Here is a 21,162-nt window from a genome sequence, read left to right as displayed (position 1 = left end):
TGGCGCTGCGGTCGCCCCGCATGACGGGGGACAGGCACCTGCCGGTCCCTACTTCTATATAGAAGAAAGAGCGCCCCAAAAACAAAGCGGGGAGACCCGATGGCCTCCCCGCTTCTTTTCAACCCTTAAAGGCTAGGAAACGCAAACTGCGAAGCCTCATGGCTGGCACGCTGCGGCCAGCGCTGGGTAATCGCCTTGCGACGGGTATAGAAACGCACCCCATCCGGACCATAGGCGTGCAGGTCGCCAAACAGCGAACGCTTCCAACCACCGAAGCTGTGATAAGCCACCGGCACCGGCAGCGGCACGTTCACACCCACCATGCCCACTTCAATCTCATCGCAGAACAGCCGAGCCGCCTCACCATCACGCGTGAAGATGCACGTACCATTGCCATACTCGTGCTCGTTGATCAGCTGCATCGCCTGCTCCAAGCTGTTCACGCGAACAACACACAGCACCGGCCCGAAGATCTCTTCCTTGTAGATGCGCATCTCAGGGGTGACGTTATCGAACAGCGTGCCACCGACGAAGTAACCCTCTTCGTTACCGCCTACGCGATAACCACGCCCATCGACCACCAGCTTGGCACCAGCAGCGACACCATCGTCGATGTAACCCACCACCTTGTCACGGGCAGCGGCAGTCACCAGCGGCCCCATGTCCAGGCCACAGGAAGTGCCGGCACCGATCTTCAGCGCCTTGATCTGCGGCTCCAGCTTGGCGATCAAGGCATCGGCCACCTGGTCACCGACACACACAGCCACCGAGATAGCCATGCAGCGCTCGCCGCAAGAACCGTAGGCCGCGCCCATCAGCGCGCTGACAGCGTTGTCCAGATCGGCGTCCGGCATCAGCACCGCGTGGTTCTTCGCCCCGCCCAGTGCCTGGACGCGCTTGCCGCGCTTGGTGCCCTCGGCATAGATGTATTCGGCAATCGGAGTCGAACCAACGAAACTCAGCGCCTTGACTTCCGGCGCCTCGATCAGCGCGTCGACGGCTTCCTTGTCACCATGCACAACATTGAGGATGCCCTTCGGCAGGCCAGCTTCCAGCAACAACTGAGCAATAAACAGCGTGGAACTCGGGTCACGCTCGGAAGGCTTGAGGATGAAGGCGTTGCCACAAGCGATGGCCAGCGGGTACATCCACAGCGGCACCATGGCCGGGAAGTTGAACGGGGTGATACCAGCAACCACGCCCAGCGGCTGGAAGTCCGACCAGGCATCGATGTTCGGGCCGACGTTACGGCTGTACTCGCCTTTCAGCACTTCCGGCGCGGCGCAGGCGAACTCGACGTTCTCGATACCACGCTTGAGCTCGCCCGCGGCGTCTTCCAGAGTCTTGCCATGCTCCTCGCTGATCATCTGCGAGATCTTCGCTTCGTGCTGCTCAAGCAGTTGCTTGAAGCGGAACATCACCTGGGCGCGCTTGGCTGGTGGGGTGTTGCGCCAGGCTGGGAAGGCGGCCTTGGCCGAGTCGATGGCCTGCTGGACGGTGGCGCGGCTGGCCAGTTCGACCTTGCGCACAGCCTGGCCGGTGGACGGGTTGAAGACGTCGGCGGTACGTTCGCCCTTGGTGACCAGCTCGCCGTGGATCAGGTGCTGAACAATGCTCATGCAGAACTCCAGATAAAGAAGGTGGAAGCAGGCGCGCGATGCTCACGCGCCCGACATCGAAATCAGAAAGATCAGTCGACCTTGTTCAGGGCTTCGCCCACCGCGTCGAACAGGCGATCCAGTTCCTGTGGCTGGGTGTTGAAGGTTGGCCCGAACTGTAGGGTGTCGCCGCCGAAGCGCACATAGAAGCCCGCTTGCCACAGCTTCATCGCCGCTTCGTACGGACGCACGATCGCATCACCGTCGCGGGCGGCGATCTGAATGGCACCGGCCAGGCCGTAGTTGCGGATGTCGACGACGTTCTTGGTCCCCTTGACGCCGTGCAACAGCTTCTCGAAGTGCGGCGCCAGCTCGGCGGCGGCCTGCACCAGGTTCTCTTTCTGCAGCAGGTCCAGGGCGGCGATGCCGGCGGCGCAGGCCACAGGGTGCGCCGAGTAGGTGTAGCCGTGGGGAAACTCCACTGCGTACTCAGGCGTCGGCTGGTTCATGAAGGTCTGGTAGATCTCGCCAGTGGCAACCACCGCGCCCATCGGGATCGCACCGTTGGTGACCTGCTTGGCGATGCACATCAGGTCCGGGGTGACACCGAACGCTTCGGCACCGGTCATGGCGCCCATGCGCCCGAAGCCGGTGATGACTTCGTCGAAGATCAACAGGATATTGTGCTGGCTGCAGATCTCGCGCAGGCGCTTCAGGTAACCCTTCGGCGGCGGCAGCACGCCAGCGGAGCCGGCCAGCGGCTCGACGATCACCGCGGCGATGTTCGAGGCATCATGCAACTCGATCAGTTTGAGCATTTCGTCAGCCAGGGCGATGCCGCCCTCCTCCGGCATGCCCTTGCTGAAGACGTTGGCGGGCAGCACGGTGTGTGGCAGGTGGTCGACGTCCAGCAACTGCCCAAACAGTTTGCGGTTGCCGTTGACGCCGCCCAGGCTGGTGCCGGCGATGTTCACGCCATGATAGCCACGGGCGCGACCGATGATCTTGGTCTTGGTCGCCTGGCCTTTCAGGCGCCAGTAGGCGCGGACCATCTTCAGCGCGGTGTCGGCGCATTCGGAACCGGAGTTGGTGAAGAACACGTGGTTCAGGTCACCCGGCGTGAGATTGGCGATCTTCTCGGCCAGTTGGAACGACAGCGGGTGGCCGAACTGGAAGGCCGGAGAGTAGTCGAGGGTGGCGACCTGGCGGGCCACCGCCTCGCTGATCTCCTTGCGGGTATGCCCGGCACCGCAGGTCCACAAGCCCGACAAGGCGTCGAAGATCTTGCGGCCTTTGTCGTCGACCAGGTAGTTGCCTTCGGCCGCCACGATCAGGCGCGGATCGCGCTGGAAGTTGCGGTTGGCGGTGTAAGGCATCCAGTGGGCATCCAGCTTGAGCTGGCTGGCCAGGCCGGCCTGGGCGGTTTCGGGCATGTTCATCGGCGGTTCCTCGGAAGACGATTAGGCAACGATGGGGTGTTGTTGCAGCTAAGTTGTCACGGCGATAAAGTTCGAAAAACCCAGCATTTCTAACCTTCAGTCAGCGGATAACTAAACTAATGAGCCGGCGCCCCGATCCCCTCGCCCAGGTCAGCGATTTCGACATCCGTCTGTTGAAGATCTACCGCAGCGTCGTTGAGTGCGGCGGCTTCTCGGCGGCGGAGAACGTGCTGGGAATCGGCCGCTCGGCGATCAGCCAGCAGATGAACGACCTCGAGCAACGCCTGGGCCTGCGCCTGTGCCAGCGCGGTCGCGCCGGTTTCTCGCTGACGGAGGAGGGCCGCGAGGTCTACCACTCGGCGCTGCAACTGCTCAGCGCCCTGGAAACGTTCCGCACCGAGGTCAATGGCCTGCACCAGCACCTGCGCGGCGAGTTGAACATCGGCTTGACCGACAACCTGGTCACCCTGCCGCACATGCGCATCACCCACGCCTTGGCCGAACTGAAGGACCGTGGTCCCGATGTGCACATCCAGATCCGCATGATCGCCCCCAGCCAGGTCGAGCAAGGGGTGCTCGATGGCAGCCTGCATGTGGGGGTGGTGCCGCAGACCAGCCCACTGTCCGGGCTTGAGTACCAGCCACTTTACAGCGAGCGTTCGCTACTCTACTGCGCGGTCGGACACCCGCTGTTCTATGCCGATGACCAGCAGATCGATGACGCGCGCCTCAACAGCCAGGACGCCATCGCCCCGACCTTCCGCCTGCCTGCCGACATCCAGGCGCACTATCAGGCCCTGCACTGCACCGCCAGTGCCTCGGACCGCGAAGGCATGGCCTTCCTCATACTGACAGGCCGCTACATCGGCTACCTGCCCGACCACTACGCGATGTTCTGGGTGCAACAAGGCCGTCTGCGCGCGTTGAAGCCGGCGCAACGCTTCTACGACCTGAGCTTGAGCTGGGTGACCCGCAAGGGGCGCAGGCCGAACCTGGTGCTGGAAAGCTTCCTCGAGAGCCTGTCTGCGACACGCTGATGCCTGTGCCTGACGCTAATGCTTGTCACTTCGGCGCAGGCAGGTAATCTGTCCAACATTCGTTGTCACCGACCCGTCCGGAATCGTCCATGACCCTAGAAGTCCCTGCGCATCGCTCCCCCACCTCGGGCAAGCCCGCCGGCCGCATCCGCCAGAAGAACGAGCAGGCCATCATCCAGGCCGCCGAAGACGAATTCGCCCGCCACGGCTACAAGGGCACGAGCATGAACACCATCGCGCTCAAGGCCGGGCTGCCCAAGGCCAACCTGCACTACTACTTCACCAACAAGCTGGGCCTGTACATCGCGGTGCTGAGCAACATCATCGAGCTGTGGGACAGCACCTTCAACGCCCTGAGCGTCGAGGACGACCCGGCCGAGGCGCTGAGCCAGTACATCCGCACCAAGATGGAATTCTCCCGACGCAACCCGCAGGCCTCGCGAATCTTCGCCATGGAAGTGATCAGTGGCGGCGAATGCCTGAGCGAATACTTCAGCGCCGACTACCGCGAATGGTTCCGTGGCCGCGCCGCGGTGTTCCAGGCCTGGATCGACGCCGGCAAGATGGACCCGGTGGACCCGGTGCACCTGATCTTCCTGCTCTGGGGCAGCACCCAGCACTATGCCGACTTCGCCACCCAGATCTGCCAGGTCACCGGCCGCACCCGCCTGACCAAGCAGGATATGGAAGACGCCAGCAACAACCTTATCCACATCATTCTCAAAGGCTGCGGCATCACCACGCCCGCCTGACCTGAACCTATGCCTTCTACCCTGCTCGAGCTCTGCGAGTTCCGCGAGGACATCCGCAAGAGCCGTTTCATCACCCTCGCCGGCCCCATCAGCAGTGCCGCCGAGGCAATGGCCTTCATCGAACGCCACAGCGACCTGGCGGCCACCCACAACTGCTGGGCCTGGAAGCTCGGCGGCCAGTACCGCAGCAGCGACGATGGCGAACCTGGCGGTACCGCCGGGCGGCCGATCCTCGCCGCCATCGAAGCCCAGGACTGCGATCAGGTGGTCGTGTTGGTGATTCGCTGGTACGGCGGTATCCAGCTAGGTACTGGTGGCCTGGCCCGCGCCTACGGTGGTGGCGCCAACAAATGCCTGCAGCAGGCGCCCAAGCGGCTGCTCGTGCAACGCAGCGAGTTCAGTTGCAGCTGTACGTTCAGCGAGCTGGCACTGGTCAAGCTGCGTCTGGCGGAAGTGGATGGCCTGGTGCTGGACGAACAATTCACCGCCAACGGTGTGGACCTGCGCATCGCCTTGGGCGACGTCCACCTGGACACACTGCAGCAACAGTACGCGGACATCAGCCGAGGGCGCATCCTGCTGGAGCGGCAATGAACGTTGCCCACATCTACTGTGGGCCTGCCTGTGGATAAGCTTTGGGCACTTTTATGCAGCCCCTGTGTCTCTAAGCCTCCAGGAGGTTGAGCATATTTTGATCACAATTGTGTGACATTGGCCCAAGTGACTGAAAGCCTGTGAGTTATCCCCAGTCCGAGCGGGCTCGACACACAAATACGGGTATTTCCATGTGGCGAGGCTTGCACACAATTACTGTGGAGCAGCTTGTGGATAACCCGTTGAACACCCCGGCAAAAGCCGGTGGCATCGGGCTCCCAGCCTGCCGATCATTTTTTGATCAGACGATGGGCACCTGGACTAAGCTCGTCATCCTGGCTCGCCGCAACCCTGCGGACAGCATTGCCTGTGCATAAGGCTCATCATTGAAAGGAGCATCGAAATGACCCCGAACAAGACCGCCCTGATCATCGGCGCCTCCCGAGGCCTCGGCCTCGGCCTGGTGCAACGCTTGCAAGAGGATGGCTGGAACATTGTCGCCACCGTGCGCGACCCGCAGAAGCCGGGTGCACTGGCCGAGGTCCCCGGTGTGCGCATCGAACGCCTGGAAATGAACGACACTGCACAGCTCGACGACCTCAAGCAGCGCTTGCAAGGCGAGGTGTTCGACCTGGTATTCGTCAACGCCGGGGTGATGGGCCCACTGCCGCAAGACCTGGAGCGCGTCCAGGCGCAGGAAATTGGCGACCTGTTCATGACCAATGCCGTGGCGCCTATCCGTGTCGCCCGCCGCCTGGCCGGCCAGGTTCGCCAAGGCAGCGGCGTGCTGGCGTTCATGAGTTCGATCCTGGGCAGCGTGACCATCCCCGACGGCGGCGAGATCTGCCTGTACAAGGCCAGCAAGGCGGCGCTCAACTCGATGATCAACAGCTTCGTGGTCGAACTGCAACGCCCCGACCTGTGCGTACTGGCCATGCACCCAGGCTGGGTGAAGACTGACATGGGCGGCGAGAACGCCGAGATCGACGTGCTCACCAGCACCCGTGGCATGCTCGAGCAGGTCAAGGCGTACCGCGGCAAGGGCGGGCTGCGCTTCATCAACTACAAGGGCGAAGCGCTCACCTGGTGAATTGAAAGCCGCGCGGCGAGGCAGTAGACTCGAAACCTCGCCCCCGCGGCGGACCTGGATCAGCAGACAGGGCAACACTGAGCTGGCTAACCTGAACCCACTTTCAGAGGAGCCGGCAACATGCCTGCGACCCGCATCTGGTTGAAATCCCCCCTCGCCATCTTCACCGCCAACAATCAAGACGCCCGTGGCGGCTTGGTGATCGAGGACGGCCGCATCACCGAACTGCTTGCCGCCGGCCAAGCCCCCAGCGCACCCTGCGTCCAGATATTCGACGCCCGCGAGCACGTGGTGCTGCCCGGCTTGATCAACACCCACCACCACTTCTACCAGACCCTGACCCGCGCCTGGGCGCCGGTGGTCAACCAGCCCCTGTTCCCCTGGCTCAAGACCCTCTACCCGGTTTGGGCTCGCCTCACACCCGCCAAACTGGAACTGGCCAGCCAAGTCGCCCTGGCCGAGCTGCTGCTGTCGGGCTGCACTACCGCCGCCGACCACCACTACCTGTTCCCAGAAGGCCTGGACAACGCCATCGACGTGCAAGTCGAGGCGGTGCGCAAGCTGGGCATGCGCGCCATGCTCACCCGTGGCTCGATGAGCCTGGGCGAGAAGGACGGTGGCCTGCCACCGCAGCAGACCGTGCAACAGGGCGAAGTGATCCTGGCCGACAGCCAGCGACTTATCCACAGCTACCACGAACGTGGTGACGGCGCCCGCATCCAGATCGCCCTGGCACCCTGCTCGCCGTTCTCGGTAACGCCAGAAATCATGCGCGCCAGCGCCGAACTGGCCGAAGCGCTGGATGTGCGCCTGCATACCCACCTGGCCGAGACCCTCGACGAAGAAGACTTCTGCCTGCAACGCTTCGGCCTGCGTACCGTCGACTATCTGGACAGCGTCGGCTGGCTCGGCCCACGCACCTGGCTGGCCCACGGCATCCACTTCAACCCCGACGAAATCGCCCGCCTGGGCGCGGCCGGCACCGGCATTTGCCATTGCCCGAGCTCGAACATGCGCCTGGCCTCAGGCATCTGCCCGACCGTTGACCTGGAAGCGGCCGGCGCACCAGTAGGGCTCGGGGTCGACGGCTCGGCCTCCAACGACGCCTCGAACATGATCCTCGAGGCCCGCCAGGCCCTGTACCTGCAACGCCTGCGCTATGGCGCCGAACTGATCACCCCGGAACGCGCCCTCGGCTGGGCCACCCGTGGTTCGGCGCAACTGCTGGGCCGCAGCGACATCGGTGAGCTTGCCGTGGGCAAGCAGGCGGACCTGGCGCTGTTCAAGCTCGACGAACTGCGCTTCTCCGGCAGCCATGACCCGCTTTCGGCCTTGCTGCTGTGCGCTGCCGACCGCGCTGACCGGGTGATGGTCGGTGGCCAGTGGCGTGTCATCGACGGCCAGATCGAAGGCCTGGACGTGCAAGGCCTGATCGCCGACCACCGCCAAGCCGCGGCCCGCCTGATCGCCGGTTGACCGATCGAGGGCCTGGCCGGGCGCAATGCCCGGCCAGGCCCTGTAGAATGTCGGCCAACCGTACCTGATCGAGACTGTACACATGTATGAATGGCTGAACGCCTTGCCCAAGGCGGAACTGCACATGCACCTGGAGGGCTCGCTGGAGCCCGAACTGTTGTTCGCCCTGGCCGAACGCAACAAAGTCACCCTGCCCTGGGCCGATGTCGAAACCCTGCGTGGCGCGTACGCCTTCAACAACCTGCAGGAGTTCCTCGACCTCTACTATCAAGGCGCCGATGTCCTGCGCACCGAGCAGGACTTCTACGACCTGACCTGGGCCTACCTGCAACGCTGCAAGGCGCAGAACGTCATCCACACCGAGCCGTTCTTCGACCCGCAGACCCACACCGACCGTGGCATTCCTTTCGAAGTTGTACTGGGCGGCATCACCCAGGCCTTGAAAGATGGCCGTGAACAACTGGGTATCGGCAGCGGCCTGATCCTCAGCTTCCTGCGCCACCTGAGCGAAGATGAAGCACAAAAGACCCTAGACCAGGCCCTGCCCTTCCGCGACGCCTTCGTCGCCGTCGGCCTGGACAGCTCAGAAAAAGGCCACCCGCCCAGCAAGTTCCAGCGTGTCTTCGACCGCGCCCGCAGCGAAGGCTTCCTGACCGTCGCCCATGCCGGCGAGGAAGGCCCGCCCGAATACATCTGGGAGGCGCTCGACCTGCTGAAGATTCAGCGCATCGACCATGGCGTGCGCGCCATCGAGGACGAGCGCCTGATGCAGCGCATCATCGACGAGCAGATCCCGCTGACCGTCTGCCCGCTGTCCAACACCAAGCTGTGCGTGTTCGAGCATATGGGCCAGCACAACATCCTCGACATGCTCGAGCGTGGCGTGAAAGTGACGGTCAACTCGGATGACCCGGCCTATTTCGGTGGCTACGTTACCGAGAACTTCCATGCCCTGTACGAGCATCTCGGAATGACCCAGGACCAGGCCCGACGCCTGGCGCAGAACAGCCTGGACGCCCGCCTGGTGCGCTAACCCACCTGCAGCGCAGGTAGACGGGCGATGCCGTTGATCTGCTGGATGCCGAGCGCGGTGATCTGCACCGCCCGGCTTCCCTCCTGTTCGCGGATCCAGCCCGACTGCAGGAACAGCGTGAGCAGCGCCTGTCCGAGGCTGCCGCCCAGATGCGGGCCCTGGTCGCTCCATTCGCTGCAGTGGCAGACGACACAACCGCGTTGATGCCCAGGTGCCAACGCATCGATATAAAGGCCAAGCGCACCCAACTGCTCCCTGCCCTGCTGGCTGACACACAGGCGCTGTACGCTGCCCTCCAGCCAACCCGCGCGCAACAGGCGCTGGAACAGATCGGCAGCCATCTCACCTCCCAGATGCTCACCACACAAGCGTGCCCTGCGCATCGACAGCGGGACCTGGGCTGGCGCTACTCGAGATGCGGGCGACTGCCCGTTCACCTGCACACTGGCCAGCGCTTCCACCGCCGCGCCAACCTGCGGTGCCGCCAACCGAAAGTATCGTTTGCGCCCGCGGATCTCGAGCTTGAGCAAACCGGCCGACGACAGCAGCGACAGGTGCGCGCACGCCGAAGCAAGGCTCAGCCCCGTGGTCAGCGCCAACTCGTCCGCCGCCCGTGGTGAACCATCGATCAGTGCCCATAGCATGGCGCTGCGCTTGGGGTCGGCCATCAGGCCGGCGACCTGACTGATGGTGCGGACTGCGTTCATGACTGTGTAGCTCCCTGAATGATCTCGTCGGATAGCGACAACCGGCCTCCCCGGGGCGCTGGATTGCGGCGGCAGTATAAGCTGCTGGCCCACCCCGTTAAGTAGGCCGCTGCCGTGGTATCGCGCGGCATGCCTTGCCTGAAACTTCACGATGCCAGCCCGCGTATTGCGCCCGATACTCCCGGAATAGCTTGGCTATCGCCTGGCAGGGTGCGGCCACCGTACGCAGGCAGCCCGACAAGACCGACAACTCGTTACACCAAATACCTGGGATAAAACAGAAAGCTTCCCGCCACCTCCCTACCATGACCGTCAGTCAGAGTCCTGACCTCGATCATGCCGGGCGCCCACAGTGGCGCTAAACTTCAACCGCTTTCGCTCACTGGAGGTGGGTCGCGATGAAGATTGTCGTCAGTGCGTCGAACCGAAACCCGAACTGCCCCTGGCAAGTCCAGCTCGATCAACACGTGGTGAGTTTCCGCAGCGAAGCCGAAGCGCGGGCGTTCGTCGCCGTGCTGGAAACCCGCCTGAAGGCACCACACCCTCTCACGCCGGCAGACTGGACTGCCAGCGCCGGGTCAGCATTGCGACACTGACCACCAGTGCGCCGCACAGGCTGATCACCAGGGCCATGGGCACCGCGCTGCCATCGTGCAGCAACCCGACCAGCGCCGCCGCACCGGCAGCGACACTGAACTGCAGGCAGCCCATCAGCGCCGAGGCGCTGCCGGCGCGCGCGCCCTGCCCGCTCATGGCGCACGCCGAGGCATTGGGGGCAATGCAACCCAGGCTGGCAATACAGATGAACAGCGGCACCAACAGCGGCCACAAAGCATCCGGGTGCCACGCCGCTACCGCCAGCAGCACCATGGCGGCTGCCAGGTATAGCCACACTGCGCGCGCCAGCAGGAACGCCGGGCCACGTTTGGACAACAGACGTGCGTTGACCTGGGCCATGAGGATGAACCCAGCGGCATTGGTGCCGAACAGCCAGCCATAGTGCTCGGCCGGCACACCGTAGAGCTTGATGAAGACGAAAGGCGAACCGGCGATGTAGGCAAACATCCCGGCAATCGCGATGCCCCCGGTCAAGGCATGGCCGATGAACACGCGATCGCCCAACAGCCGCAGGTACTGGCGCAGGGCGCCGGACAGTGGCTGGCGCGGTACCGAGGCCGGCAGGCTTTCCGGCAATCCAAGCGCCACGGCCAACAGGCACACGGCGCTGAACAAGCTCAGGGCGAGGAAGATCGACTGCCAGCCGGCCAGGTTCACCAACACCCCACCAAGCATCGGCGCAAGAATCGGTGCCAGGCCCATGACCAGCATCAACTGCGAGAACACCTTGGCCGAAGCCACCGCGTCGCATTTGTCGCTGACGATCGCCCGCGACAACACCATGCCGGCGCAGCCACCCAGCGCCTGGACGAAGCGCGCCAGGATCAGGCTGTCGAGGTTGGGGGCATAGGCACACACCAGCGAGGCGAGGGTGAATAGAGCGACGCCGAACAGCAGCGGGATGCGGCGGCCGAAACGATCGGCGATAGGACCATAGGCCAACTGACCAAGGGACAGGCCGAGGAAGTAGGCGGCCAATGTGGTCTGCACATGCTTCTCGTCGGTGGCGAAGGCATGGGCCATGGCCGGGAAGGCGGGCAGGTAGAAGTCGATCGCCAAGGGCCCGAACGCACTGAGGGCGCCCAGGATCAGCAAGGTTCGCAGGTTCATGGGGAATCCATAGCAGGCTAAGCAAGTGGCGTTAGTCTACCTGCATGGGCGCCCTGTGATGAAAACCTTTGTAACAGTTGTGCCGCTATTCAAGCGCTAATGAGTACGCATTACCCCCCCACAGGGGCCGTGCAATGCCGGCAGGCGCCAGCCTTGCTGGCGATGCCCGGCAAAGCCGGGCCAGGGGCCACGTCACTCGGGTCAGGCCACGTCGGCCTGGTAACCCTCGTCACGAATCGCGGTAAGAATACGCTCGGCGTCCAGCGCGCTCTGCACGCGGACCTGACGGGATGCCAGGTCCACCTCCACCTGCGCCGCCGCGTCCTGCTCCTGCACCGCCCGGGTCACGGCCTTCACGCAGTGGCCGCAGGTCATGCCTTGTACGTTGAACACTTGCATCGAGGTTGCCTCCTTCAGGGTTTGCCGCAGTTTCGACCTTGCCATCGGGGCAAGGTCAAGTTCTGGCTGAAACGGCCGGGCTGGAAATCCGCGCGCGGCTCGGCCAAGCTGCGCCTTTGACGATTTAGCCAAGCAGGAGATTCAACATGATCAGGGCAGCATTGACCCTCGCCGGATTGCTGGGTGCGCTGGCCGTGGTACCACCGGCCAGTGCCGAGGGCAACGCGGACTACAGCGTGCTGATCATTTCCCGGGAGCGCCTGGAAGTGGCCACCAGCTGCGAGATCGGTATCTACCTCAACGATCAGTTGTCCGGCCGCGTGTTCCAGGAACAATCGACTTCGTTCAACCTGCCGCCAGGCCCGGTCGATGTGCGCCTGCGCCTGCTGCCCGGGCAGGTACCGGGTTGCGCCCCGGGCGTCGAGGACCAGCGCAGCACGCGCCTGACACTGCAGGCGGGCCAGATCAACAAGTACCGTATTGCCATGGGGCATGATGGCCTGGTGCTGAAACGAGCCGGCCTGGGCTATTGACCTTAACCGCATGGCAAGGTTGATGCTGGAGGCCAGTCCACGGAGGAGAGAGCCATGCCCGCATCCACCACCTTCGACCTGCCGATCGCCGGCATGACCTGCGCCAGTTGCGCCGGCCGCGTCGAACGCGCCTTACGCAAAGTTACAGGCACCGAACACGTCAGCGTCAACCTCGCCACCGAACAGGCCCGGGTCCAGGCCCCGGCCGACAGCCTGCACGCCCTGGTCGGTGCGGTGCGCGAGGCCGGTTACAGCGTCCCCACCCGTACCCTCGAACTGCAGATCGGCGGGATGACTTGCGCCAGCTGCGCCGGCCGCGTCGAACGCGCCCTCGGCAAGCTGGCGGGCGTCGAGCAGGTCAGCGTCAACCTCGCCAGTGAGCGTGCTCACTTGGAAGTTCTGCAGGCAGTCGACGACAGTGCCCTGATCAGCGCGGTGGAAAAGGCCGGCTACAGCGCCAGCCTGCCGCGCACGGCCCACGACGACCACACTCAGGCACAACGGCGGCTGCGCAACGAACGCCTGGCGGTGGGCGCCGCGTTGCTGTTGGCCCTGCCCCTGGTGCTGCCCATGCTGGTGCAACCCTTCGGCCTGCACTGGATGCTGCCGGCCTGGGCCCAGTTCCTGCTCGCGACCCCCGTGCAGTTCATCCTTGGTGCGCGCTTCTATGTGGCCGCCTGGAAAGCCGTGCGCGCCGGTGCCGGCAACATGGACCTGCTGGTCGCCCTGGGCACCAGCGCGGGCTACGGCCTGAGCCTCTACCAATGGGCCAATGCCCACGCCGGCATGGAGCCGCACCTGTATTTCGAGGCCTCGGCGGTGGTGATCGCCCTGGTGCTGCTGGGCAAGTACCTCGAAAGCCGCGCCAAGCGCCAGACCGCCAGCGCCATTCGTGCACTTGAGGCATTGCGCCCCGAGCGAGCACTGCGCGTCGTCGAGGGCCGCGAGGAAGACATCGCGATCAGCCAACTGCGTTTGGGCGACCTGGTACTGGTCAAGCCCGGCGAACGCTTTCCGGTCGATGGCGAAGTGCTCGAAGGCAGCAGCCACGCCGACGAGGCCCTGATCAGCGGCGAGAGCCTGCCGGTGCCCAAGCAACCCGGTGACACCGTCACCGGGGGCGCGATCAATGGTGAAGGTCGCCTGCTGGTCAAGACCCAGGCGCTGGGCACCGAGACCGTGCTGGCCCGCATCATTCGCCTGGTGGAGGACGCACAGGCGGCCAAGGCACCGATCCAGAAGCTGGTCGACCGGGTCAGCCAGGTGTTCGTTCCCGCGGTGCTGGTACTGGCGCTGATCACCTTGGTCGGCTGGTGGCTGGCCGGTGCACCGCTGGAGACCGCCCTGATCAACGCAGTGGCCGTGCTGGTGATCGCCTGCCCTTGCGCCCTCGGCCTGGCCACGCCCGCCGCGATCATGGCCGGTACCGGTGTCGCTGCACGCCACGGCATCCTGATCAAGGATGCCGAAGCCCTGGAACGCGCCCACGCGGTGAACCGGGTGGTGTTCGACAAGACCGGCACGCTCACTTCGGGAAGCCCACGCATCGTCCACAGCCGGGCCGCCAGTGGCGACGACAATGAATTGCTGCGCCTGGCCGGCGCCCTGCAACGCGGCAGCGAACACCCGTTGGCCAAGGCCGTGCTCGACGCCTGTGCTGAACAGCATCTGGATGTTCCGACGGTGAGCGACAGCCAATCCCTCACCGGCCGAGGTATCGCCGGCCAGGTGGAGGGGCGGGAACTGGCGCTGGGCAACCGTCGGTTGCTCGATGAAAGCCAACTTCAGCCCGGCGAACTGGCGACCAGCGCCCACGCCTGGGAAGCGCAAGGCCGCACCCTGTCATGGCTGATCGAGCGTGGCGACCAGCCTCGGGTACTGGGCCTGTTCGCTTTCGGCGACAGCCTCAAGCCCGGCGCCGGCCAGGCCATCGACGCGCTGCATGCCCGTGGCATCAGCAGCCACCTGCTGACCGGAGACAACCGTGGCAGCGCCAAGGTAGTGGCCGATGCCCTGGGCATCGACGACGTGCACGCCGAAGTGCTGCCGGCCGACAAGGCGGCCACCGTCGCCGCGCTCAAGCAGGACGGCGTGGTGGCCATGGTCGGCGACGGCATCAACGATGCCCCGGCCCTGGCCGCCGCCGATATCGGCATCGCCATGGGCGGTGGCACCGACGTGGCCATGCAGGCCGCCGGCATCACCCTGATGCGTGGCGATCCGCGCCTGGTGCCGGCCGCCCTGGAGATCAGCCGCAAGACCTACGCGAAAATCCGCCAGAACCTGTTCTGGGCCTTCATCTACAACCTGGTGGGTATCCCCCTGGCGGCACTGGGCTACCTCAACCCGGTGCTGGCCGGCGCGGCCATGGCCCTGTCCAGCGTCAGTGTGGTGAGCAATGCCCTGTGGCTGAAAACCTGGAAACCCACCACAACCGAACAGGAGGCGCCATGAATATCGGCCAGGCCGCCCGCCGCAGCGGGCTCAGCGCCAAGATGATCCGCTATTACGAGTCCATCGGCCTGCTGCGCCCGGCCAAGCGCAGCGACAGCGGCTACCGCCTGTACCAGCAGGAAGACCTGCACAGCCTGGCGTTCATCAAGCGTTCCCGTGACCTGGGGTTCTCCCTGGAGGAAGTGGCCAAGTTGCTAACCCTCTGGCAGGACCGCCAGCGCGCCAGCGCCGATGTGAAGGCGCTGGCCATGCAGCATATCGATGAATTGAACCGGCGCATCGAGGAGCTGGTGAGCCTGCGCGACACCCTGGGTGAGCTGGTGTCCCACTGCCAGGGCGATGACCGGCCGGATTGCCCGATCCTCAAGGACCTGGCCAATGGCAGTGGCTGCTGCCATTGACCCGCCCCCTGTAGGGGCCAGCCTTGCTGGCGAACCACGCGACGCGGTCGATGGCACCGGCTTTGCCGGTGTTCGCCGGCAAAGCCGGCTACTACGAAAGACCCTCTCAGATTTGACTTTCGTCCAATAAATACAGGCTTCTCCCTTCAAGAAACCCAGACCGTGCCGATGCCCTGATACCGGCCTCAAGCATCGACAAGAACAATCTGGGAGCGTGGATGAACATCAAACAGAAACTGACCTGGGCCTTCGCCGTGATCGCCGGCCTGCCCATCGTCCTGGTCGCCACCCTGGTGGTGCTCAACCTGCGCGGCGAAGCCCGCGACGACTTCCTCGACAACAGCAGCCGGGAAATCCGCCAGGTTGGCAATGCCATGGACATCTTCTTCCAGGGCATCACCCAGAACGTCGACTACCTGGCTGCGCAACCACTGGTGGCCACCACGGCCGACAACGTGAAGAAGCACCTCAGCGCGGACGCCGCCAATATCGTGCCCGGCGAGCAGGACAAGGCGCTGTTCGACCTGTTCTCGCGCCTGGCCCAGAGCCATCCGGACTACGCCTACGTCTCCTACGGCCTGAAAGACGGCGGCTACGCGTTCTGGCCCGGCGACCCGAAGATGGCCAACTATGACCCGCGCACCCGCCCCTGGTACCAGGCCGCCATGGCCAACCCCGGCAAGACCCTGCGCACCGCGCCGTACTACTGGGCCGGTGACGACGCCGTGCTGGTCAGCACCGTGCGCGCGGTGGCCAACCAACTGGGCAACCCGGGTGGCGTGGTCAACATCGACGTGTCGCTCAAGGGCCTGACCGAGATCGTCAAGCAGATCAAGCTGGGCGAGAGCGGCTACCTGATTCTGATGGAGCACAACGGCAACGTGATGGTCGACCCGCGCGATGCCAGCCACAACTTCAAGCAGCTCGCCAGCCTGGGCGGCGGTTACGCCGAGCTGGCCAAGGCCGGCAAGGGCCTGGCGGAGGTCGAGATCAACGGCGAGCGCTTCATGGCCAACGTCTATCCCGACGAGCAACTGGGCTGGACCTTCATCGGCCTGATCCAGCAGGACGAAGTCATGCACACCACCACCCGCCTGACCTGGCTGATCGGTGCCGTCGCATTGATCCTGGCGGCGGTGTTCGCCGGCGTCGGCGCAGCCTTCGCCAAGCTCATCGTGCGCCCGATCAACAGCGTCAGCAGCGGCCTGGAGGGCATCGCCCAGGGTGAAGGCGACCTGACCCGCAGCCTGGAGATCCGTGGCCGCGACGAAACCGCCCAGTTGGCCAGCTGGTTCAACCAGTTCCTGGGGGCCATCCGTAGCCTGATCCAGCATATTGGCGCGGCAGCCAACAAGATCCTCAGCACCTCCAGCAGCTCGACCCGGGTTTCCGGCGACATGGCCGAAGCCGCCGGGCGCCAGCGCGAAGCGGTGGACATGGTCTCCACCGCCTTCCACGAGATGGTCGCCACCGCCAACGAAGTGGCCCGCTCCTGCAGCCAGGCGGCGCTGTCGGCCGACAGCGGCCAGCAACAAGCCCGCGAAGGCCAGCAGCAGATCGACGCGGCGGTACAGAGCGTCGATCGCCTGAGCCAGGAAATCGAGCAGTCGGCGCAGTCGATCCAACAGCTCGAGCGCGACAGCAATGCGATCCAGTCGATTCTCGGCACCATCCGTTCGATCGCCGAGCAGACCAACCTGCTGGCACTCAACGCCGCCATCGAGGCCGCCCGCGCCGGTGAACAAGGCCGTGGCTTCGCGGTGGTGGCCGACGAAGTACGCGCCCTGGCCAAGCGCACCGCCGACTCCACCGCCGAAATCGACGGCCTGCTGGGCAACCTGGCCAGCCGCACCGCGCAGGTGGCCGAGCAGATGCACGCGAGCATCGAGGTGTCGCAGCAGTCGGTCAGCCGCATCGGTATGGCCCGCGACAGTTTCGGGCAGATCCGCGAGTCGGTGGACATCATTCGCGACATGAACACCCAGATCGCTACCGCCGCCGAGGAGCAGCACCAGGTGGCCGAGGACATCAACCGGCATATCAGCCAAATCCACGGGGATGCCCAACTGGTGGCGGAACTGGCCCAGGCGGCGCGACAGGATTCCGAGAGTTTGGCGGGGCTGTCCAACGAGCTGGATGCGTTGGTGCGGCGGTTCAGGACCTGAGGCACTTGGACTGCGCCCGGTGACTGCCCTGAGCCGGCTTGCCGGCGAACCGTTGCACGCCTTGGAGTAGGGTGTTGCGCGGTTCGCCAGCAAGCTGGCTCCTACGGGTAATTCGCGACAGGGCGGCTCACAGCCTGAGCTCACCGGGCGTGGCGCCAAACAACTGCTTGAACGCCGCGATATACGCCGAGGTCGAATCATACCCACAGCCCAGCGCCGCCTGGGTCACGCTCTCCCCTGCGTCCAACAGCGCCAACGATGACAGCAGGCGCATGCGCTGGCGCCAGTTGCGAAAACTCAAGCCCGTCTCGCGCTGGAACAGCCGCATCAACGTCTTCTCCGAGACGCCCAACTGCACCGCCCATTGTTGCAGGGTCTGGGGCTGGTCTGGCTCGGCGATCAGGTCATTGCACAACGCCAGCAACCCCGGGTGACGAGGCAACGGCAGGGAAAACCCGACCTCCGGCAAGGTCCGCAACTGGTCCAGCAACACCGCGACCAGTCGCGCCTCGGTGCTCTCCCCCTCCGGATAGTCCACCGCGAAGGTGCAGAACTGCTTGATCAGCTCCCGCGCCAACGGCGTAACCTCCAGCACCCGGCATGCTGCCGGCGCCCACGCGCACGCGTCGCGGCGCACGTACAAGCTGCGCATCTCGGCCTGCATCGAGGTCACCACCTCATGCTCGGTACCGGCCGGAATCCATACGCCCCATTGCGGCGGCGCAAAGTAGCTGCCGTCGCTGGTGTAGACGCCGAGCACGCCGCTGATGGCGTAGGAGAACTGCACCCAGTCGTGCTGGTGACGGGTGGTCCAGGAGCCGGCGCCCAGGCTTTCGGCGCGGGCGTAGAGTGGCCGGGGGAGTCGCTCCAGGGCGGGGATGGGGCGGGGATGTCCGATGCTCGGCATGTGGGCTTCTTATGGCGCTGATCAGACAAGCGTAACAGCTGGTAATCGGAGCCGCCCCTTTCGCGGGTTCACCCGCGAAGAGGTCGACTCGGTACCCAGCCGATCACCGCTCGACGATCGCTGTCACCCCCTGCCCTCCCGCCGCGCAGATCGAGATCAACCCCCGCCCCTTGCCCCGCCTGGCCAGCAGCTTGGCCATGTTGGCCAGGATCCGCCCACCGGTCGCGGCAAACGGATGCCCCGCCGCCAGCGAACTGCCGTGGACATTGAGCTTGTTGCGGTCGATAGCCCCCAACGGCGCCTCGAGCCCCAGCCGGCTGCGGCAGTAGTCCGCGTCCTCCCAGGCCTTGAGCGTGCACAGCACCTGGGCGGCGAAGGCTTCATGGATTTCGTAGTAGTCGAAGTCCTGCAGGGTCAGGCCATTGCGTGCCAGCAGGCGCGGCACCGCGTATACCGGCGCCATCAGCAGCCCCTCCTGACCATGGACGAAGTCCACTGCGGCATTCTCGCCATCGACCAGGTAGGCCAGGACCTCCAGATCGTGCTCCTCGGCCCATTGTTCGCTCCCCAGCAGCACCAGCGAGGCGCCATCGGTGAGCGGCGTGGAGTTGCCCGGGGTCAGGGTGCCCAGGCCGCTGCGATCGAACACTGGCTTGAGCCCCGCCAACTGCTCGAGCGTAAGGTCCGGGCGCACGTTGTTGTCGCGGGTCAGGCCGAGATACGGCGTAAGCAGGTCGTCGTGCCAGCCCTCGGCGTAGGATGCCGCCAGGCGCTGGTGGCTGCGCAGGGTCAGCTCATCCTGCTCGACACGATCGATCTGCCAGGTTTGCGCCATCTGCTCGCAGTGCTCGCCCATGGACAACCCGGTGCGCGGCTCGCCGTTGCGCGGCAGCGTAGGGATCAGGTGCCTCGGGCGCAGTTTGAGGAACGGCTTGAGCCGCTCGCCCAGGTTACGGCCGCGATGGGCCTGCAGCAGGATCTGGCGCAAGCCCTCGTTGACCGCGATCGGCGCGTCGGAGGTGGTGTCGACACCACCGGCGATACCGCTGTCGATCTGCCCGAGGGCGATCTTGTTGGCCACCAGCAATGCCGCCTCGAGCCCCGTGCCACAGGCCTGCTGGATGTCGTAGGCCGGCGTCTGCGGCGCCAGCCGCGAGCCGAGCACGCATTCGCGGGTCAGGCTCATGTCGTGGGAATGCTTGAGCACCGCGCCCGCGGCCACTTCGCCCAGGCACAGGCCATGCAGGCGGTAGCGCTCGATCAGCCCTTCCAGGGTGGCGGTGAGCATCGCCTGGTTGCTGGCCTTGGCGTAAGCGCCATTGGAGCGGGCGAAAGGGATCCGGTTTCCACCCAGGATCGCGACCCGGCGAGTTGAACGCATGCCTGTTCCTCCTGAAACAAATTGATCCGTAAGACTAGGTTCTTTTACAGCATTCGAACGCCCCTGCGACAAACTTGGTCCACACTGCATGCTTGCCTTTCAGGGAGAACCCCCATGAGCGATCGCTACATCGGCTTTGCCAACTCCGCCCTCGGCCGCCGCCTGGTCGATGCCCTCGGCCTGCCGCGCCCGGTGCCGCTGGAGCGCTGGCAAGCAGGCCGCCTGCGCCCGGTGGAGGGTGCGCTGGTGCTCGGTGGCGGGCCGCTGGCCAGGCATGTCGAGACGATTGCCCCGCGTCTGACCGCCGATTGCTACAGCTTCAATGACGACAGCCTGGTCTCCGCCCCCTGGGTCGCCGGCCTCGGGCCGAAGCTCAAGGCCGTGGTGTTCGATGCCAGTCACCTGTCCGACAGCGACCAGCTCAAGCAATTGCGCGAATTCTTCCAGCCTTTGCTGCGCAGCCTGGCGCCCTGCGCCCACGTGGTAATCCTCGGCCGCCCGCCAGAGGGCCTCGACGACCCGCAGACCAGCGTCGCCCAGCGCGCGCTCGAAGGGTTCAGCCGCTCGCTGGCCAAGGAGCTGCGCAATGGCGCCACGGCCAACCTGCTGTATGTCGGTGCAGGTGCCGAAAACCAGCTGGACGGTGCCCTGCGCTTCTTCCTGTCGCCCAAGAGCGCGTTCATTTCCGGCCAGGTGCTGCGCCTGGGCGCCTGCGCCGCCCAGGTCGAGGACTGGACGCGCCCGCTGGCCGGGCGTCGAGCGCTGGTCACAGGCGCCGCCCGCGGCATCGGCGCGGCCATCGCCGAGACCCTGGCCCGTGATGGCGCCGAGGTCACCCTGCTGGACGTGCCCCAAGCGCAAAAGGACCTCGACGCCCTGGCCGCGCGCCTCGGTGGCCGCGCCCTGGCCCTGGACATCTGCGCCGCCGACGCTGCCGCGCAACTGGTCGAGGCGCTGCCCGACGGCCTGGACATCCTGGTGCACAACGCCGGCATCACCCGCGACAAGACCCTGGCCAACATGACCCCGGAGTACTGGGATGCGGTGCTGGCGGTCAACCTCAAGGCGCCCCAGGTGCTGACCCAGGCACTGCTGGAGGCCGGCACGCTCCGCGACAATGCGCGCATCACCCTGCTCGCCTCGGTCAGCGGCATCGCCGGCAACCGTGGCCAATCGAACTACGCCGCCAGCAAGGCTGGGCTGATCGGCTTCGCCCAGGCCTGGGCGCGGCCACTGGCCGAACGCGGCGCCAGCATCAATGCCGTGGCACCGGGTTTTATCGAGACCCACATGACCGCCGCCATGCCCATGGGCCTGCGCGAGGCCGGGCGGCGCCTGAGCTCACTGGGCCAGGGCGGCTTGCCCCAGGATGTCGCCGAAGCCATCGCCTGGCTCAGCCAGCCAGGCTCGGGAGCGGTCAATGGCCAGGCGCTACGGGTCTGTGGCCAGGCATTGATGGGGGCCTGAG

At 65.3% G+C, this 21,162-nt stretch carries 19 protein-coding genes and 1 pseudogene; 13 read left to right on the top strand and 7 right to left on the bottom strand.

Features of this window, described 5'->3' with window-relative positions; translation table 11 throughout:
* Positions 1–125: 125 nt before the first annotated feature.
* Both IM733_RS22545 and IM733_RS22540 read right to left on the bottom strand, forming a co-directional pair.
* Positions 126–1,619: a CoA-acylating methylmalonate-semialdehyde dehydrogenase gene (locus IM733_RS22545; protein WP_248918536.1), complete on the bottom strand. Its 1,494-nt coding sequence runs from the start codon at positions 1,617–1,619 to the stop codon at positions 126–128.
* Positions 1,620–1,690: 71 nt separating this feature from the next.
* Positions 1,691–3,037: an aspartate aminotransferase family protein gene (locus IM733_RS22540; RefSeq protein ID WP_248918535.1), complete on the bottom strand. Its 1,347-nt coding sequence runs from the start codon at positions 3,035–3,037 to the stop codon at positions 1,691–1,693.
* A gap of 119 nt (positions 3,038–3,156) precedes the next feature.
* Here IM733_RS22540 and IM733_RS22535 point away from each other — a divergent pair, with 119 nt between their 5' ends.
* From IM733_RS22535 to IM733_RS22510, 6 genes are all read left to right on the top strand, one after another.
* Positions 3,157–4,074 (top strand): LysR family transcriptional regulator, encoded by a 918-nt coding sequence (locus IM733_RS22535; RefSeq protein WP_213659443.1) that lies wholly within the window; start codon positions 3,157–3,159, stop codon positions 4,072–4,074.
* Positions 4,075–4,163: 89 nt separating this feature from the next.
* On the top strand, positions 4,164–4,826 hold the full coding sequence (locus tag IM733_RS22530) for a TetR/AcrR family transcriptional regulator (RefSeq protein ID WP_248918534.1): 663 nt from the start codon (positions 4,164–4,166) through the stop codon (positions 4,824–4,826).
* Between the two features lie 9 nt (positions 4,827–4,835).
* Positions 4,836–5,420 (top strand): IMPACT family protein, encoded by a 585-nt coding sequence (locus IM733_RS22525; RefSeq protein ID WP_248918533.1) that lies wholly within the window; start codon positions 4,836–4,838, stop codon positions 5,418–5,420.
* A gap of 403 nt (positions 5,421–5,823) precedes the next feature.
* Positions 5,824–6,510, top strand: a complete 687-nt coding sequence (locus IM733_RS22520; protein ID WP_248918532.1) for an SDR family oxidoreductase — start codon at positions 5,824–5,826, stop codon at positions 6,508–6,510.
* Positions 6,511–6,630: 120 nt separating this feature from the next.
* Positions 6,631–7,986 carry an 8-oxoguanine deaminase gene (locus tag IM733_RS22515; protein WP_248918531.1) on the top strand — a complete coding sequence of 452 codons (1,356 nt, stop codon included), beginning with the start codon at positions 6,631–6,633 and terminating at the stop codon, positions 7,984–7,986.
* An 82-nt stretch (positions 7,987–8,068) separates the two neighbouring features.
* Positions 8,069–9,019 carry an adenosine deaminase gene (locus tag IM733_RS22510; protein WP_248918530.1) on the top strand — a complete coding sequence of 317 codons (951 nt, stop codon included), beginning with the start codon at positions 8,069–8,071 and terminating at the stop codon, positions 9,017–9,019.
* Here the strand turns inward: IM733_RS22510 and IM733_RS22505 are convergent.
* Positions 9,016–9,726, bottom strand: coding sequence for an ArsR/SmtB family transcription factor (locus IM733_RS22505; protein WP_248918529.1), 711 nt, complete (start codon positions 9,724–9,726; stop codon positions 9,016–9,018). The genes IM733_RS22510 and IM733_RS22505 overlap by 4 nt on opposite strands.
* Positions 9,727–10,124: 398 nt before the next feature.
* Between IM733_RS22505 and IM733_RS22500 the strand changes: the two genes are divergently transcribed.
* Positions 10,125–10,322 (top strand): hypothetical protein, encoded by a 198-nt coding sequence (locus tag IM733_RS22500; RefSeq protein WP_213659436.1) that lies wholly within the window; start codon positions 10,125–10,127, stop codon positions 10,320–10,322.
* Here the strand turns inward: IM733_RS22500 and IM733_RS22495 are convergent.
* Complete coding sequence (locus tag IM733_RS22495; RefSeq protein ID WP_248918528.1) at positions 10,273–11,454, bottom strand: multidrug effflux MFS transporter; 1,182 nt, start codon at positions 11,452–11,454, stop codon at positions 10,273–10,275. The two genes, IM733_RS22500 and IM733_RS22495, sit on opposite strands and share 50 nt — an antisense overlap.
* 201 nt (positions 11,455–11,655) lie before the next feature.
* Positions 11,656–11,853, bottom strand: coding sequence for a heavy-metal-associated domain-containing protein (locus IM733_RS22490; RefSeq protein WP_248918527.1), 198 nt, complete (start codon positions 11,851–11,853; stop codon positions 11,656–11,658).
* Positions 11,854–11,999: 146 nt separating this feature from the next.
* Here IM733_RS22490 and IM733_RS22485 point away from each other — a divergent pair, with 146 nt between their 5' ends.
* The 5 genes and pseudogenes from IM733_RS22485 (at position 12,000) to IM733_RS25830 (ending at position 17,406) form a co-directional block, all read left to right on the top strand.
* Entirely contained in the window at positions 12,000–12,386 is a 387-nt protein-coding gene (locus tag IM733_RS22485; protein ID WP_011532038.1) for a hypothetical protein, read from the top strand.
* A gap of 54 nt (positions 12,387–12,440) precedes the next feature.
* Positions 12,441–14,840 (top strand): heavy metal translocating P-type ATPase, encoded by a 2,400-nt coding sequence (locus tag IM733_RS22480; protein ID WP_248918526.1) that lies wholly within the window; start codon positions 12,441–12,443, stop codon positions 14,838–14,840.
* Positions 14,837–15,241, top strand: coding sequence for a Cu(I)-responsive transcriptional regulator (cueR, locus tag IM733_RS22475; RefSeq protein ID WP_213659431.1), 405 nt, complete (start codon positions 14,837–14,839; stop codon positions 15,239–15,241). The genes IM733_RS22480 and cueR overlap by 4 nt, the downstream gene beginning before the upstream one ends.
* 218 nt (positions 15,242–15,459) lie before the next feature.
* Positions 15,460–16,548, top strand: a pseudogene (locus IM733_RS25835) (HAMP domain-containing protein); the annotation flags it as partial.
* 90 nt (positions 16,549–16,638) lie between these two features.
* Positions 16,639–17,406, top strand: coding sequence for a methyl-accepting chemotaxis protein (locus IM733_RS25830; RefSeq protein ID WP_432760438.1), 768 nt, complete (start codon positions 16,639–16,641; stop codon positions 17,404–17,406).
* A gap of 127 nt (positions 17,407–17,533) precedes the next feature.
* Here the strand turns inward: IM733_RS25830 and IM733_RS22465 are convergent, their stop codons facing one another.
* Both IM733_RS22465 and IM733_RS22460 read right to left on the bottom strand, forming a co-directional pair.
* Positions 17,534–18,313: an AraC family transcriptional regulator gene (locus tag IM733_RS22465; protein WP_248918524.1), complete on the bottom strand. Its 780-nt coding sequence runs from the start codon at positions 18,311–18,313 to the stop codon at positions 17,534–17,536.
* Positions 18,314–18,416: 103 nt separating this feature from the next.
* On the bottom strand, positions 18,417–19,694 hold the full coding sequence (locus IM733_RS22460; RefSeq protein WP_248918523.1) for an acetyl-CoA C-acetyltransferase: 1,278 nt from the start codon (positions 19,692–19,694) through the stop codon (positions 18,417–18,419).
* Positions 19,695–19,808: 114 nt separating this feature from the next.
* Between IM733_RS22460 and IM733_RS22455 the strand changes: the two genes are divergently transcribed.
* A complete protein-coding gene (locus tag IM733_RS22455; protein WP_248918522.1) occupies positions 19,809–21,161 on the top strand; it encodes a 3-oxoacyl-ACP reductase in 1,353 nt (450 codons plus the stop codon).
* Position 21,162 lies beyond the last annotated feature (1 nt).

Origin of the sequence: Pseudomonas entomophila (genome assembly GCF_023277925.1) — a bacterium.
Taxonomy (GTDB): Bacteria; Pseudomonadota; Gammaproteobacteria; order Pseudomonadales; family Pseudomonadaceae; genus Aquipseudomonas; species Aquipseudomonas entomophila_D.
This window is presented reverse-complemented; position numbering and strand designations above follow the sequence as displayed.